12 protein-coding genes are annotated in these 15,922 nt (G+C 67.8%); 11 read left to right on the forward strand and 1 reads right to left on the reverse strand.

The window, feature by feature from the left end:
* Positions 1 to 535 precede the first annotated feature (535 nt).
* The 11 genes from HDA45_RS13030 to HDA45_RS13080 all read left to right on the forward strand — a co-directional run bounded on the left by HDA45_RS13030 (position 536) and on the right by HDA45_RS13080 (position 15,383).
* Positions 536 to 1,555: a ParB/RepB/Spo0J family partition protein gene (locus HDA45_RS13030; RefSeq protein ID WP_184895022.1), complete on the forward strand. Its 1,020-nt coding sequence runs from the start codon at positions 536 to 538 to the stop codon at positions 1,553 to 1,555.
* A 250-nt stretch (positions 1,556 to 1,805) separates the two neighbouring features.
* The gene (locus tag HDA45_RS13035) at positions 1,806 to 2,069 is read left to right on the forward strand and encodes an acyl carrier protein (protein WP_184895024.1); all 264 of its coding nucleotides are present in this window, start codon (positions 1,806 to 1,808) and stop codon (positions 2,067 to 2,069) included.
* A 48-nt stretch (positions 2,070 to 2,117) separates the two neighbouring features.
* Positions 2,118 to 3,266 (forward strand): LLM class flavin-dependent oxidoreductase, encoded by a 1,149-nt coding sequence (locus HDA45_RS13040; protein WP_184895026.1) that lies wholly within the window; start codon positions 2,118 to 2,120, stop codon positions 3,264 to 3,266.
* Positions 3,263 to 4,486, forward strand: a complete 1,224-nt coding sequence (locus HDA45_RS13045) for a cytochrome P450 (protein ID WP_184895027.1) — start codon at positions 3,263 to 3,265, stop codon at positions 4,484 to 4,486. The genes HDA45_RS13040 and HDA45_RS13045 overlap by 4 nt, the downstream gene beginning before the upstream one ends.
* Positions 4,479 to 6,425 carry an amino acid adenylation domain-containing protein gene (locus tag HDA45_RS13050; RefSeq protein WP_184895029.1) on the forward strand — a complete coding sequence of 649 codons (1,947 nt, stop codon included), beginning with the start codon at positions 4,479 to 4,481 and terminating at the stop codon, positions 6,423 to 6,425. Before HDA45_RS13045 ends, HDA45_RS13050 begins: the two co-directional genes overlap by 8 nt.
* 11 nt (positions 6,426 to 6,436) lie before the next feature.
* Positions 6,437 to 11,233 (forward strand): non-ribosomal peptide synthetase, encoded by a 4,797-nt coding sequence (locus HDA45_RS13055; RefSeq protein ID WP_184895031.1) that lies wholly within the window; start codon positions 6,437 to 6,439, stop codon positions 11,231 to 11,233.
* 32 nt (positions 11,234 to 11,265) lie between these two features.
* A complete protein-coding gene (locus tag HDA45_RS13060) occupies positions 11,266 to 12,204 on the forward strand; it encodes a thiamine pyrophosphate-dependent dehydrogenase E1 component subunit alpha (RefSeq protein ID WP_246480692.1) in 939 nt (312 codons plus the stop codon).
* Complete coding sequence (locus HDA45_RS13065) at positions 12,201 to 13,196, forward strand: alpha-ketoacid dehydrogenase subunit beta (protein WP_343072061.1); 996 nt, start codon at positions 12,201 to 12,203, stop codon at positions 13,194 to 13,196. The genes HDA45_RS13060 and HDA45_RS13065 overlap by 4 nt, the downstream gene beginning before the upstream one ends.
* Entirely contained in the window at positions 13,193 to 13,783 is a 591-nt protein-coding gene (locus HDA45_RS13070; protein ID WP_184895036.1) for a TIGR03086 family metal-binding protein, read from the forward strand. The genes HDA45_RS13065 and HDA45_RS13070 overlap by 4 nt, the downstream gene beginning before the upstream one ends.
* A 326-nt stretch (positions 13,784 to 14,109) precedes the next feature.
* A complete protein-coding gene (locus HDA45_RS13075; RefSeq protein WP_184895039.1) occupies positions 14,110 to 14,769 on the forward strand; it encodes an SRPBCC family protein in 660 nt (219 codons plus the stop codon).
* Between the two features lie 32 nt (positions 14,770 to 14,801).
* Entirely contained in the window at positions 14,802 to 15,383 is a 582-nt protein-coding gene (locus tag HDA45_RS13080; protein ID WP_184895041.1) for a P-loop NTPase family protein, read from the forward strand.
* Here HDA45_RS13080 and HDA45_RS13085 read toward each other — a convergent pair.
* On the reverse strand, positions 15,380 to 15,871 hold the full coding sequence (locus tag HDA45_RS13085; RefSeq protein WP_184895043.1) for a GNAT family N-acetyltransferase: 492 nt from the start codon (positions 15,869 to 15,871) through the stop codon (positions 15,380 to 15,382). The genes HDA45_RS13080 and HDA45_RS13085 overlap by 4 nt on opposite strands.
* Positions 15,872 to 15,922 lie beyond the last annotated feature (51 nt).

A 15,922-nucleotide genomic window follows, 5' to 3' on the forward strand; every position in this document is an offset into this window, starting at 1 on the left:
CGAGCATTCCAAACTTGGCATATGCGCAGGTCACGGCACTCGCGGGCGCGACACGCGGTTTAGCCCTCCGGAGGCAGGTGTCGCAGGTTCGAATCCTGCCGAGGGCACACACTCCGTCACACTCGTGGCTTGCCGTTACGGCCGCCAGAGAATTCTTTCGGCCCGTCCGGGCAATTTCGAAGCCTTTCGGGCGCGGCCATTCCGAAGATCAATCGTCCCATTTCGGGTGTTCGAGGAAGACGAAGCGGCCTACGACGGGCGCCTTTCCCTTGTCTCACAAGAGAATCATCCTGCCGCCACGATCCGCCCCCAACCCGCGGTCTCCTGCGTGCGGCACACCTTCGACCAGGCTGCACGGAAGGCGCACGTCCGTCAAGGAAGCCCTTGGACAGCCTCGCCGCGACCGCAGAAAAGTCGTCAAGTTCCTCGGCCGGCGGTCGAACACCTCAGCGACTCACGGCCCTTGACAAGTTCACACACTGGCTCGAATGATGGAAAAGGTTTGACATGATCCAAGTGCTCTGGGGGCTAGAAGATGTTGAACTGGCACAAGGAAAAACAGGCGGACAGTCCGCAGATCCCCGTTGCCAGGCGGGAAAGTGACTGGGTGGCGGCGGGCTGGGATCCAGCGCTCGGCGAGGTCGTCGAGGTGCCGTTAGACCTGCTGACCGCGCGAGACTCCCCCAGGGCGGCGGGAGTGGATCTCGCCTACGCACGGGTACTCGCGGAAACGGACTCGCCGCTGCCGCCGATTCTCGTGCACCGGCCCACGATGCGGGTGATCGACGGGACGCACCGGCTGCAGGCGGCCAAGATCAAGAAGGCCGTCGCGATCACCGTGCAGTTCTTCGACGGGGACGAGCAAGCCGCGTTCATCCTCGCGGTGAAGTCGAACATCGCGCACGGACTGCCGCTCTCCCTCGCCGACCGCAAGACCGCCGCCTGCCGGATTCTCGAGCTGCGCCCCCAGTGGTCCGATCGCGCCATCGCGACGGTCACCGGCCTGTCCCACAAGACGGTCGGCCGGTTGCGCCGTTCGACTGGGGAAGTTCCCCAGTCGAACGCCCATGTCGGCCGCGACGGCCGCGTCCGCGCGCTGGATCCGACGCAGGGCAGGCGGCGCGCGCACGAGTTGCTCGCGAGCAACCCCACCGCCTCGATCCGGGAAATCGCGCGCAACGCGGGGGTTTCCCTCGCGACGGCGCACGACGTGCGTCATCGGCACCGCAACAGCGACGTGCCGTCCCCCGGGGTGACGCGGAGCGGGAGCCCGGCACGCACCTCGGCGAGGCCACCCACAGCCGACCCCCACACCCAGACGGCCGCCGATCAAGCGGCGGTGGAGTGGCTCCGGTCGGATCCCACCATCCGCTACACCGAAGCCGGGCGCACGTTGGTCCGGCTGCTGGACGGGCACCTCAACGACCGGGACGAATGGGATCAGGTCGCCAGGAACATACCCGAACACCGGCTGGAATTGATCTCCGAACTCGCCAAGGCGCGCGCGGAAGACTGGCGGCAATTCGCCGAACTACTCCAGAAACGCAAGCGCTGAAAGTAGCATTCACATACTCCTGGTGGAGCGCGTCAAGACGCTCCGCCAGGAGTTTTTTCTTTGTTCGGCACTTTTACGCCGCGGGACGGTGTTGCGAATCGCCGCCTTTTCGGGCAACAATACTTTCACCGCCGTAGGCCACTTTCGTGATGCACAGGGTACGCCCGGCCGGAAAAGGATCGACCGAAACCACTGGTTTATTTTTCGACGTCTACCGCACCCATGAGGCGCGGATCAGCAAAGGGGACACATGAGCGCGGAAGATGCCAGGTCGGAACTGCGTCAGCAGATCTTCTCACTACTGTCCGAAGTCGCAGGCGGCGTTCTGGAGAACCAGACCATCGAGGCGGACACGGAGTTCCCCGAGACGGGTATGAGCTCCATCGAGTACCTGGCGCTCATCGAGAAGATCGAGACGAAGCTCGACGTGTTCATCGACCTCGAAGAGAACGAGGACCTGACCACCGTTGACAAGTTCTGCGACTACCTGCTGGAGCAGGTGCCCGCCGGCTGAGAAACCGACCATCGCCCCTCGGACAAAGAATCAAGAGGTCTTCGTATCATGCATTCAAAGGCGTTCGGTTGCTTCCTGCCGCCCTTTCACGACCCTTCGGTCAGCCCTCACGCTTCGCTGCGGCGCGATATCGAACTGAGTGTGCTCGCCGACGACCTGGGTTTCGACGAGATTTGGCTCGGCGAGCACCACTCCAGCGGCTGGAGCACGCTCAGCTCTCCGGAAATGCTGATGGCGGCGCTGGCCCGTGAAACGCGCCGCATCCGGTTCGCCACCGGCGTGATACCGCTGCCTTATCACCACCCCCTGCATGTCGCGGAACGGATCGTGCTGCTCGATCACCTCACCGCGGGCCGGGCGATCCTCGGCGTCGGAACGGGCACCTACGTCCACGACATGGAAATGATCGGGGTGGATCCGGCCACGGTCCGCGATCACTTCCGGGCGGCGCTGGAGACGGTGCAAGCACTCCTCAACGGCGAGACGGTCAACACCACGACACCGTGGTTCACCGTGAAGAAGGCCGTCCTGCAGCTCCAGCCGCTGCGGGGCGCCGGGGCCATCGAGACCGTTGTCGCGTCTTCGCTGAGCCCGGCCGGTATCGAACTCCTGACGGACACCGCCACGACTCCGACCGTCCACGTGGCACCGCCCTGGGGCTCCATCCGTCCCGGCATGGACCCGGATCCGGTCGGCGCGCTGATCGAGCGCGTCGATTCCTACCGGAACAAATCCGCGGGCGGGACCCGGATCCGCTGCAATGTCTTCGTCCACATCGCCGACTCCCCCGCCGCGGGCATCGAGGAGCTCCTGGAAGGGTTTTCCGCGCTGCGGCGCGGCCTGTACCGGAACACGCTCGGCATGCCCATCCCGGACTCGCCGGTCGCCCACCGCAAGACGTTGCAGAACCTCGTCGACACGGGCGGGTTCATCGTCGGGGACACCGCGACCTGCGTCAGCCGGATCCGCGACCTGATGGACCGCGTCGGCGACCCGGTCTCGTTGAACTTCTTCGTTCCCAGGTGGGTTTCGCACAAGGCGACCCTCGAGCAGCTGACGGCTCTCGCGCACGAGGTCGTGCCCGCACTGGCCGGCGGTTTCGACGGGACCGCGGAGTCCATCCGGCTCACCTCGGAAGAAGCCGGCCGTCAGTTGAAGTCCCGGACCGAACTGGTCGGCAACGGAGGCGACAAATGAGCACCACGAAGGTGAGTCTGGACTTCAGTTCGGACGAGTTCCTCGCCGATCCGTGGCAGATCTACAAGGAACTCCGGCGGTCGGAACCCGTGCACTGGTCGGCGGCCTTCAACGCCTTCCTGATCACGCGGTTCGACGACGTCCAGGAGTTGCTGTCGGACCGGCAGGTCGGCAGCGGGTTCCCGATGCGCAGCAGCCGCCGGTTGTTCGGCCGGACGTTGCTGGACACCGACGGCCCGCGCCACCGCGACCTGCGCAAGCTGTTCATGCCGCTGTTCGCGGGCGGCTCGGTGAAGCGGCTGCGCACCGAGATCCTCGTACCCGCGGTGGACCAGGTCCTCGACTCGATCGAGGCCGAGATGGGGTCCGCGGACGAGGTCGACGTCGAGTTCATGGAGCGGGTCGCGGTCGGGGTGCCCTACGCGATGGTCACCCGGCTGTTCGGTCTGCCGCCGGAAGACGCGGCCTGGCTGCGTCCCCGGGTCCTCCCGCTGGCGGGCGCGATCGAGTTCCCGGCGACCTCGCTGGATTCGGCGCTCACGGCCAAGGCGGAGCTGATCGAGTACCTGAAGGACAAACTCGCCGATCGCCGGGACGGCGGCCGGATGCCGTTCCTCGACCTCGTCTTCCCGCCGGGCGAACCGGTCGACGAGTCCATGCTGGGCACGGCGACGCTGTTCCTGCTGGCCGGAACCGAGACGAGCGTCGCCACCATCGGCAAGATCATGTACGCCGTGCTGGCGCACGATGTCGAGCTGTCGGCGTTGGCGGATCAGCAATACCGGACCCAGGTGGTCCGCGAGACGCTGCGGTGGGAGCCGCCGAGTCACACCATCCTCAGGTACGCGACCACCGACCTGACCCTCCACGGTGTCGACATCCCGCGCCGGTCCGCGCTCCTGTTGTCGCTGGGCAGCGCCAGCCGCGACGAGAACACCTTCGAGGATCCGGACACCTGGCGCCCGGATCGCACCGACCAGCGGCTGCTGGCGTTTTCGGCCGGTCCGCACACCTGCCTGGGCATCCAGCTGGCCCTGGCGGAGTTCGACACGCTGTTCGAGCGGTTGTCGCTCCGGTTCGGCGGCGTCCGGCTCGGCGGCTCGCTCGACGGAATCCGGCAGGGTTTCTGGCGGCTGCGGGAGCGGGGCCACATCTTCCGCCGCCCCGATCACCTCCATGTCCGGCTGGCGCGTGCGAGCAGTGGCAAGGCCGATGCCTGAGGTGCGCACCCTTCCCTACGCTCTGACGGCCGGCTCCGCCGCGCTGGTGGTGGCCGCGTTCGCGGTCACCCTGTGCCGGTGGACGGCCGCGAGCGAGGCCGCGATCTCGTTCGCCGGGAAGGTGATCCGGCTCGAGGTCGACGATGAAGCACTCGTCGGTGACTTCCTGCGTTCGGTGCGGACGGCCGGAGCCGCCGAAGACGGATCCGTGGACCTCGTGATCGCTTCCACGGACGCCGATCTGCGTTCCGGGGAGATCCGTTTCGTCACCGGCGTGCCGGACGCCGACCACGGGTTCATCGCCGACGTCGCCGCCGCGGTGGCGGAACTGGCCGCGTCCGGCAAGCGCCTCCGGGACGTGCGCTGCATCGCGCCGGAACGCCGCCGGATCCTCGACGCGCTGGCCGGTGCCGACAGTCCGCCGTCCGACATCGAAACCCTGTTCCTGGAACAGGTCCGGCTCCGCCCGCGGGACGTCGCGGTCCGTGACGCCCACGTCGAGCTGACGTACGAACAGCTCGCGTGCGCCGCCGATCAGTACGCCGAGGTGCTGCGTCGCGCCGGGGCCCGGCCCGGTGACACGGTGCTCATCGCGACCAGGAGGTCCGTCGGCGAGATCGTGGCGTTGCTCGCGATCATCCGGCTGGGCGCGGCGTACGCGGGATTCGACGACGACGCGCCGGACGCCCGGCAGGAGAGGATCGTCGGCAAGCTCGCCCCCGCGGTCGCGGTGGTCGACACCGCCACGGCCGATCATCCCGTCCTGCGCGGGCTCACCCGCGTCGACTCCTGGATTCCCGGGCAGCGAACGGATCCCGGCACGCCGAGCCGGACATCCGGCTCCGGCGACCCCGGCCGCACGGCGTACATCGCGTTCACCTCGGGGTCCACCGGCGAACCGAAGGGCGTCGTCGTCCCGCATCGCGCGGTCGCGCGGCTCGCGCGGACGGCCGAGCTCCAAACGCGACCCGGTGACCGTGTGCTGCGCATGGCGCCGCTGGCTTTCGACGCGTCGACGTACGAGATCTGGGTGACCTTGCTCAACGGCGCGACGCTGGAAGTCTTTCCCGGGCGGCTTCCCACGGTCCGGAAGCTCGAAAAGTTCTTCACCGAGCGGGAAGTCTCGGTCGCCTGGCTGACAGCCAGCCTGTTCCGGCTGGTCGTCAAGTCGCGGCCGCAGGCCCTCGCCGGACTCCGCTGGCTGGTGAGCGGGGGCGAGGTCGTTCCGCACGACGCCGCCGCGCGCGTGCTCGATTCGTTTCCCGGGCTGGTGCTCACGAACGGCTACGGCCCCACCGAGAACACGACTTTCACGACCACGTACACCGTGCGGTCCGCCGCGGAGATCTCCGGACCGCTGCCGATCGGCAAGCCGATCGCCGGTACCAGGGTCTTCATCCTCGACCGGAACGGCCGGCTCGTCCCGCCCGGCGGGATCGGCGAACTGTACGCGGCCGGAGCGGGGATGGCCGACGGCTATCTCGACGACGAGGCCGAAACGAACGAACGGTTCGGCCACTTCTCGCCGGACGTCGGCGAACGCCTGTACCGCACGGGTGATCTGGTCCGGCTCGACCCGGACGGCAACGTGCTCTTCCTCGGCCGCGCGGACAAGCAGGTCAAACTCGACGGGCATCGCATCGAAACCGAGGAGATCGGCACCGTCCTCGCCGGTCATCCCGGTATCCGCGACGCCGTGATCGTCGTTTCGCGGCAACCGAACCAGAGCCTCCAGCTCGTGGCGGCCATCGTCGTGCACCCCGGCGCCGAGACGGATCAGCGCTCGCTGCGCGCGTTCCTTTCAGCCCGGCTGCCGAGCTACGCGATACCCGCCCTGTGGGTCCAGGTCGACGAGATCCCCTTGACCCGCAACGGGAAAGTCGACGAAAAAGTGCTGATCGAAGCCGCGGCCCCGCCGGTGCCCGCGAGCGTCGGATGAAGGAGAAATCGATGAGGTTGTCGCTCGGGCAGGAGCGCCTGTGGCTCGTGCAGCAGCTCGACCGCACCAGCGCCGCGTACAACATCCCGATCGTCCTGCGGTTCCACGACGGCGTCGATTTCGAGGCACTCGACAAGGCGCTCGGCGCGCTCGCCGGACGTCACCCGGTGCTCCGCTGGAAGTTCGTCGTGGACGGATCGGGGACGCCCGAGGCGGTTCCGGTGCCGGACTTCCGCATCCCGGTGGCGCGGCGGACCGCGGGCCCCGGCGAGAACGAATGGCAGAAGCACACGGCCGACCTGGTGAGCGAACCGTTCGATCTCGCGGCGGCGCCGCCCGTACGCGCGATGGTCGTCGAGTGCGCCGACGGATCGGCCGTGCTGTGCCTGGTGAATCACCACATCATCACCGACGGCCGGTCGATCCAGATCGTGACCGAGGATCTCGTCGCGTTCTACCGTTCGGAAACCCCCGCGCCGCTCGACGTGACCTATGAGGAGTTCGTGGCGTCGCAGCGTTCCGGCGCCGAGTCCGCCGCGGAACACCTCGACTACTGGCGGCGGGAACTCGCCGGATTCGAGCCGCTGCGGCTGCCGACGGACAGGCCGCGAACGGGCAAACCCGGCTTCGCGGGCGACCACGTCGATTTCGAACTGCCCGCCGAGCTCACGAAGACGTTCAGCGCCTTCGCCCTGCGGAATCGGTGCGCGCTCTCCAGCGCCGTGGCCGCGGTGTTCCAGGCTCTGCTGTCCCTCCATTCCGGACAGGTGGACGTCACGATCGGAACGGTGCTGGCCGGTCGCGACGACCGCCGGTTCGCCGACGTCCTCGGCTTTTTCGTGAACACCGTGGTGTTGCGCGCCCACCTCACCCCGTCGATGTCGTTCCGCGAGCTGCTCAAGGTGACACGCACCAAGATGGTCGAGGCGTACGCCCATCAGCAGGCGCCGTTCGACCAGGTGGTCGCGGAGGTCCGGCCCGATCGCGACGCGGGCCGCAACGCGATCTTCGACGTCGTGGTCGTGCACAACGGGGAAATCCCCACGCCCGGCGAAGGTGAGATCTCCAGCGTGCCGTGGGCGGGGGTGGCGACCCGGTTCGATCTCGAGCTGGTCACCCATCTGCAGGACGGCAAGCTGCACGGCTCACTCGTGTTCCGCACCGGTCTTTTCGACCGCTCCACCGCGACGCGGCTCGTCGGCAGGCTCATCCGGCTCGTCGAACACGCGATGGAAAGTCCGGATGAGCCGATCTTCGGCGCGCTCGGCGGGCAACTCGACTACTGGCGGAACCGGCTCGCCGACGTCCCCGCGGCGCTGGAACTGCCGACGGATCGCGCGCGTCCGCCGGTGGCGGCGTATCGCGGCGACTCGGTCTCCTTCGGCGTGGATCCCGCTGTCGCGGAGCGGCTTCGCGAACTCAGCGGCCGCCACGACGTCACTCTGTTCATGACGCTTCTGGCGACCTTCAAGGTCGTGCTGTCCCGCTACGGGCGCACCGAAGACGTGACGGTCGGTGTGCCCGCGTCGCCGGAAATGTTGGTGCTGCGCAGCAGTCTTTCCGGTGACCCCACCTTCCCGGAACTGCTCGGACGCGTGCGGGAGACCACGCTCGGCGCCCAGGCGAACCCGGACATCCCCTTCGAGCGCCTCGTCGCGGAGCTGGTTCCCCGGCGGGATTTCAGCCGCACTCCCCTCACCCAGGTCACGTTCCGGCTGGTCGACGTGCCGCTGCCGGAGGTTTCGCCGTCCGGCGCGTTCGATCTCGAATTCCAGATGACGGACCGGGACGGCGTGTTGGAGGCGCGCGTCGACTACAACGCCCGCCTGTTCGACCGGGGCACGATCGAGAGGTTCACCCAGCACTTCGAGCAGCTGCTCTCCTCCGTCGGGGACGGCCCGGAGCGGCCGCTGCCGGCCCTGCCGATGATGGATGACATCGAGATCCGGCGGCTGACGGAGGACTGGAACGCCACCGCCACGACGTTGCCGGATCCGGCGACGGTGCCCGCGGTGTTCTCCGGACAGGTCCGCCGTCGGCCTGACGCGACGGCCCTGATCTGTGGCGAGGACTCGCTGACATACGCCGAACTCGACGTCCGGTCCAACCGGCTCGCGCACCGGCTGCGCGCACTGGGCGCCGGGCCGGGAGCCCTCGTCGGGGTGTGCCTGCCGCGTTCGATCGGGCTGATCACGGCGTTGCTCGCGGTGCTCAAAACCGGCGCCGCCTACCTGCCGATCGATCCGGAGTACCCCGGGGAACGCCAACGGCTCCTGCTCACCGACGGCGAAGCCGAACTGGTGATCACCGCCGACCTCACCGGCGATCCCACCCTCGACGAGGAATCAGCGGCCGCTCTCGACTCCGGTGCGGGGCCACGAGACCTGGCCTACGTCATCTACACCTCCGGCTCGACCGGACGTCCCAAAGGCGTCGAAATCGAGCACCGGTCGATCATCCGTCTCGTCACCGGGCTCCCGGAAGGCATCCTCGGCGAGGACGAAGTGGTGCTGCACGCGTCGGCGATCTCGTTCGACGCGGCCACTTTCGAGATCTGGGGCGCCCTCCTCACCGGCGCCACCTGCGTCATCGCGGGCGAACGGGTGCTCACCGCCCGGCCGCTCGCCGACGCGATCACCCGGCACCGGATCAGCACGGCCTGGCTGACCTCGTCGTTGTTCAACCACATCGTCGACGAGGACGTCTCGGCGCTGGGCGGGCTTCGGCAGCTGCTCGTCGGCGGTGAAGCGCTGTCCGTCACCCATGTCCGCCGCGCCGTCGCCGCTCTGCCCGGCACGCGGTTCTTCAACGGTTACGGGCCCACCGAATGCACCACGTTCGCCACCTGCCACCCGATCCAGGCCCCGGTTCCCGCCGACCTCACCGGCATCCCCATCGGCCGTCCGCTCGGCAACACCCGCGTGTACGTCCTCGACGAGCGCGGCCGGCTCGCACCCACGGGAGTGCCGGGAGAACTCCACGTGGCCGGCCCCGGAGTCGCACGCGGCTATCGGGGACAACCGGAACTCACCGAAGAGCAGTTCGTCTCCGGCCGCCAAGGCACCGTCGGCGAGCGGCTCTACCGGACCGGGGACATCGTCCGCCACAACACCGACGGCGACATCGAGTACCTCGGGCGCGTCGACGATCAGGTCAAGATCCGCGGCTTCCGCATCGAACCGCGGGAGATCGAAGCCGCGCTTCTGTCCGATGAGGACATCGCGCAGGCCGCGGTCGTCGCGCGCGAAGACACGTCCGGGCAGAAGAGGCTCGTCGCGTATCTCAAGGTCTCGGGCGTTCTCGACGATGCCGCTCTGCGAGCCCGGCTGCGCGGTGTGCTGCCGGAGTACATGGTGCCCGCGGCGTTCGTGTCCCTGCCCGAACTCCCGTTGACCATCAACGGAAAGCTCGATTCCAAGGCACTTCCGGAACCCGATGACGGCCCTCGAGCGGCAGTGGCCGCACCGCCGCGGAACCCGACCGAGGAAACCTTGGCGGCGATCTGGGCCCAGGTCCTCGATCGCGAAGCCGTCGGCAGGGACGAAAGCTTCTTCGATGTCGGCGGGCATTCCTTGAAGGCCGCGCAACTCGCCGTCCGGATCGGGGAGACGCTCCAGATCGACCTGCCGTTGCGGACACTGTTCGAGCGGCCCACCATCGCGAAGCTGGCCGAAGAGATCACCGGCGGGCGGCGGACGAACGGCGTCCGCTCGTTCGATCCCCTGTCGATCCTGCGCGACGTCCTCCCCGGCACGCTGCCGCCTCGCTCCCCCGGCGAGGTTTCGGACATCCTGCTCACCGGAGCGACCGGCTTCGTCGGGGTGTACCTGGTCCGCGAGTTGCTGAAGCGGCCCGGAGTGCGTGTCCACTGTCTCGTGCGGGCCGCGGACGAAACCGTGGGATGGCGGCGGTTGCGCGAAAATCTCGACCGCTACGGCCTGTCGAACGAAGTCGACCACGAGCGGATCACGATCGTTCCCGGTGATCTCGCGGCGCCCGGGCTCGGGCTCACCGGCGCGACTTTCGAGCGGCTCGCGGGCGAGATCGACCTGATCTGCCACAACGGCGCCCGGGTCGACGCGCTCTCCAGCTACGAACAACTCGAGGGCGCCAACGTGAGTGGTACCCGTGAGCTGATCCGGCTGGCGGCCACCACCCGGCTCAAGCCGATGCAGTTCGTGTCGACCATTTCCGCCGGCGCCGAAACCGGTGCCCGCAGCGGGTACGCGGAGACCAAAGCGCATGCCGAGCAGCTGATCACCGCCGCGTACGAACGCGGAATACCGGCGGCGACCTACCGGCTGCCCCGGATCGTCGGGGATTCGCGCACGGGACAAGGGAACTCGCGGGACATCATGCTGCGGGTGCTGCGGGTGATCCTCGAACTCGGTGCCGCGCCGGAAACCGAGCTGGAGGAACCCTGGATCGCGGTGGACGAGACGGCCGGGCAGCTCGCCCGGCTCGGCGCGGAGCAGCCGCGGGACGGCAGCCGGTTCGTACTCGCGAGCCGGCGGCCGATGCGTCTCGCGCATCTGCTGGATCTCTTGCGCGGCGACGGAACGGCGATCGCCACACTGCCGTTGGCCGACTGGCTCTCCGAGCTCGAAGCGCATTCCTCCGAGGAACACGCCATCCTGAGGCTGATCTTCGAGTCCTCTTTCGACTCCGGCGGCGACGAGCGGCCGAGTGAGGAATTCGCCCCGATCGTCGTGCCGAATCCCGACGACGGCGCCTTGCTCCGTTACGTCGACAGGATGCTCGTCCGGCCCCGTATGACCGTCGACCACGAAGGGCTGTTGCGAAAATGACCCGTGAACACCGAAGGGCCCTTTACCGGTCCATGAAACTGATCCGCGAGTTCGAAGAGCGCTGCCTGGCGATGGCGATCGACGGCGAGATCGACGGGGGAATCCACCCGTACATCGGACAGGAAGCCGTCGCCGCCGGCGTCTGTTCGAATCTGACGGACCAGGATTTCCTCACCAGTACCCACCGGGGACACGGGCACGTGCTGGCGAAGGGCGCGGATCCCCGGCGTCTGCTCGCCGAACTCCTCGGCACCCTTGAAGGCTTCAACAAGGGCCGCGGCGGGTCGATGCACGCCGCGGACATGAAGCTGGGCATTCTGGGCGCCAACGGAATCGTGGGCGCCGGAGGAGCGATCGCCTCCGGCGCCGCATGGGCGGCCAAGGCACGCGGGAACTCCCAGGTCGTCGTCAGCTTCTTCGGCGACGGAGCGATGAGTCAGGGTGTCCTGCTGGAAGCGTTCAACCTGGCCGCGATCTGGTCGCTGCCGGTGCTCTTCGTCTGCGAGAACAACATGTACGCGACGAGCCTCAAACTCGAATCAGGGCTCGCGGGCAACGCGGCACGGCGCGCCGAAGGCTTCGGGATGGTCGCGCGCACGGTCGACGGTATGGACGTCGAGGCCGTGGCCTCCGCGACGAAGGACCTGATCGAACACTGCCGGGCCGGCCGAGGGCCCGCGTTCCTGGAGTGTTCGACCTACCGGTTCTTCGGCCATCATTCCGTACTCGAACTGCTGGGTGTCGAGTTCCGCGATCGCGACGAAGTGGCCGAATGGCGCGAGCGGGATCCGATTCCCTTGCTGGGCGCGAAATTGGGCGACGACGTCGTCGCCTCGATCGAGGAAGCCATCAAGAAGGAAATCGACGACGCGGTCGAGTTCGCGAAGAACGCCGCGACGCCCGAGCCGAAGGACGCGCTGATGTATCTGTACGCGGGAGCCACCGCTGTCCGGCCGGGGGTGATCCTGTGAGCGAGCTGCCCTCTCCGGAGAACTTCGGTTACATGCACGCGATGAATCGCGCCCTGCACGCCGAAATGGCGGCGGACGAGGACGTCTTCCTGCTCGGTGAAGACGTGGGCGTCGGCGCGAGCGGGGTCACTTCGGGGCTGCTGCCCCGGTTCGGCGCGGAGCGGGTGCTGGACACCCCGTTGTCCGAACAGGCTTTCACCAGTTTCGGGACCGGCGCGGCGATGCTCGGGAAGAAGCCGGTGATCGAGTTCCAGATCTCCTCGCTGATCTACCTGGTCTTCGAGCAGATCGTGAACCAGGCGCACAAGTTCTCGCTGATGACCGGCGGGCAGGTGCGGATCCCGGTCACGTATCTCGTGTCGGGTTCGGGTTCGAGGTTCGGCTGGGCGGGCCAGCATTCGGACAACCCGTACAGCCTGCTGGCCCACGCGGGGATCAAGACCGTGGTCCCCGGGCTGCCGTCGGACGCGTACGGGTTGCTGCGGTCGGCGATCCAGGATCCTGACCCGGTGGCGGTTTTCGCTCCTTCCTCGCTGCTGGGGGCGACGGATCCGGCCTACGGCGGCGAAGAGGAGATCGTGCCGCTGGGCGAAGCGAATGTCGTCCGCGAGGGCGCCGACCTGACGATCGTGGCGGTGGGACAGCACGTCGGCACGGCGATCGAGGTCGCCGAGAGCCTCGGTGACCGGGTGGACATCGAGATCGTCGATCCGCGGACGGTCTACCCCTTCGACTGGGACTGCCTGCGCAAATCGGTCAACAAGACCGGTCGCCTCGTCGTGATCGACGACTCGAACCGGATGTGCGGGCTGGGCGCGGAGATCGTCGCGACGGCGGCCGAGGAGTTCGATCTGGTGGCGCCGCCGAGGCGGGTCTGCCGTCCGGACGGCACGGTCATCCCGTACGCGCTCGCGCTCGACAAGGCCTTGGTGCCGGGTGCCGAGCAGCTGACCGACGCCGTCGAAGCGACCTTGAAGTCGGTGTCGAAATGACGGAAACCAAAGAGATCGTGGACCGCTACCAGCGGACACAAGACGGCTTCGACGCCGTTCTCGCCGCTGTCCCGGCGGGGCGGTGGGACGCGGCTTCGGCGTGCGACCACTGGACCGTGCGCGACGTGACGGGTCACGTCATCTGGGGCGTGGAGGTGCTGCGCCGTCACGCGGCGGGCGAGGAGTACACGGTCCGGAACGGGCCGGCGGGCTCCGAAACTCCCGGCGAGCTGGCGGGCGAAGACCCGCTGGCCGAATGGCGCGCGACCCGCGAAGCGACGGACGCCGTCGTCACCGACGAGTTCCTCGACCGGCCCGCTCCGGCGTGGTACTTGGCCAACCGTCCTGATGTGACTGTCACGGATTACCTGGCGTTGCTGACTTTCGACACCCTCGTCCACACCTGGGACGTCGGCTCGGCGCTCGGGGTGGACGTGACCATGGAGGCCGACATCGTCGCGCCGTCGTTCTCCCTCGCGCGGCTGATCATCTCCCGTACGCCGGGCACCTTCGGGCCCAAGGTGAAACCCGCGCCAGGTGCCGATCAGCAGACCCGGTTCCTGGCCTTCCTCGGCCGATCCGCCTGAGGCGGGCACCTTTCCCAGTCCGTGAAGGCCTCCTTCCCTACTCTCAAGGTAGGGAAGGAGGCCTTCACGGACTTCCGGCAGGCGTGTCGGGTCGGGTCGGGTCTCCCAGCGCGTCGCCACGGACAGGCGTTGCGAAAGCCACTTTCGCAACCTTCACCGTTGCGAACGCGACTTTCACAACGCACCCCCAGCCCACCCATGACACCCCTTAAACCGCCTTAGCTGCTCAGGCCTCCTCTCCTTCCCCTTGACGCCCATCAGGTACCGCTATAGCTTCTAACTGTAGCGATAAGTACTAACAAGCCGGTCAAGCAAGGAGAAGGATCATGTTCGGTACTCGCTCCACGACCTCACTCACCTCACGTCGCCGGATCGGCGCGCGAGCCGCCCTCCTCGCGGTCCCGCTGGCCATCGCGGGCGTCCTCGGCGCCACGGCGCCCGCCCAGGCCACCACTCCCGCACACGGCAAACCGACTTCGCTCACCTGCCAAGGAAAAGGCATCGACCGGGCCGCCAAGGTGCACTACCGGACCGAGACCTTCATCAAGGCGCCCCTGCGCAAGATCTGGAACCTGCAGACCGACGTCGAGGCCTGGCCGTCCTGGCAGAACCCCGTCATCCCCGTCACCATGAGGCGCCTGGACCCCGGCCCGCTCCGCGAGCATTCCCGGTTCCAGTGGACGATTCCCGTCCCGCCCGGCATGCCTTACCCGCCTGGCGACGTGACCATCGTTTCCACCGTCCGGCAACTCCAGCCCGGCAAGTGCCTCCGCTGGACCGGCCCCCTGGACGGCCCTGGTGGCATGCACATCGACGGCGTCCACGTCTGGAACTTCGTCAAGGTCCCGGGCGGCGTCATTGTCCGCACCGAAGAGAGCCACACCGGCCCGCAGGTCGACAAAGACGTGCCCGGCTCCACCGAAATGCTGGGGCAGGGTCTCGAAATCTGGCTGAAAGACCTCAAGAAGGCCGCTGAAAACCGGTAGGAGCCGCTCCGGCCGCTCCCTATGCTCCCGGCATGGAGATCATCGGGCCGGATGACGCCCTGCCCGGGCGGCGGGTCCGGCGGGCCGCGGTGGCGGGCCCCGCCGGATCCGGGAAGTCGACGCTGGCTCGAACTTTGAGTGAACGCATGGGATTGCCGTTCGTCGAGTTCGAGTCCTTCTTCCACGGTCCGAACTGGACGGTGCGGGAGACTTGGCAGACCGACGTCCTGAAGTTCCTCGAAGGCGACCAGTGGGCCATCGAGTGGCAGGGCGAAGAAGTCCGGGAGCGGATGACCGAACGGCTGGACATCCTGGTCTGGCTCGATCATCCGCGGGCCATGACCGTGACCCGCGCGATCGTCCGCACGCTGAAACGACGGGCCGGACGCGGCTCGAAGATCGCCGGTGGCAACGTCGAAGGCCCGTTGCGCACGTTCTTCACCGACCCGGACCACATCGTCAAGCTCGCCTGGCGTTACCACCCGCTCATCCGGGCTCGCGTGCACAAGGTCATCGAGGAGAACCGGTATCCGGACCTCGTCATCGTCCGCCTGCGCGGCCAGCGCCAGGTCGACCGCTGGCTCGACGGGGCCTTCGCCCGGAACCTCCGCTAGCGAAGATTCCGGACGCGCCACACCACGCCGAGCCGAGGGTCGCCCGTGGAACTCGGTTCGATCCGATCCACGGTGAAGCCCTCGCGCTCGTAGAAGGCGCCCGCGCGCTCATTGGCCACGAAATGCTCGATGTACAACCGTTCGGCGTCCGAGGGCAACTGTCCGATGAGGGCATCGAGCAGCCGGACACCCAGCCCGCCGCCGCGATGACCTGGATGCACGTAGAGCTTGTAGATCACGTGGTCTTCGCCGTCGAGACCGCGCTGCCCGACACCGGCGAGGTTCTCGCCGGAGTCCGCGACCACCACCGAACCGCGGGCGACGGCTCCGGCGACATTCGTCTCGTGCCACCACATCCGGACCTGTTTGACTGCGGCTTCCTCGCCGATCAACGGCGCGTAGTGGGCTCGGACGTGCTCCTCGCCGAAGCGGCAGATGGCCATCACGTCGTCCCGGCGGGCTGGCCGCACGACCGGTCCGCTTCCCATCAGGTTCCCCCTTCGTGACCGGAGCCCCGCACCTCGATCGGTGCGGGGCTC

Source organism: Amycolatopsis umgeniensis (assembly GCF_014205155.1).
In the GTDB taxonomy this organism is placed as follows: Bacteria; Actinomycetota; Actinomycetes; order Mycobacteriales; family Pseudonocardiaceae; genus Amycolatopsis; species Amycolatopsis umgeniensis.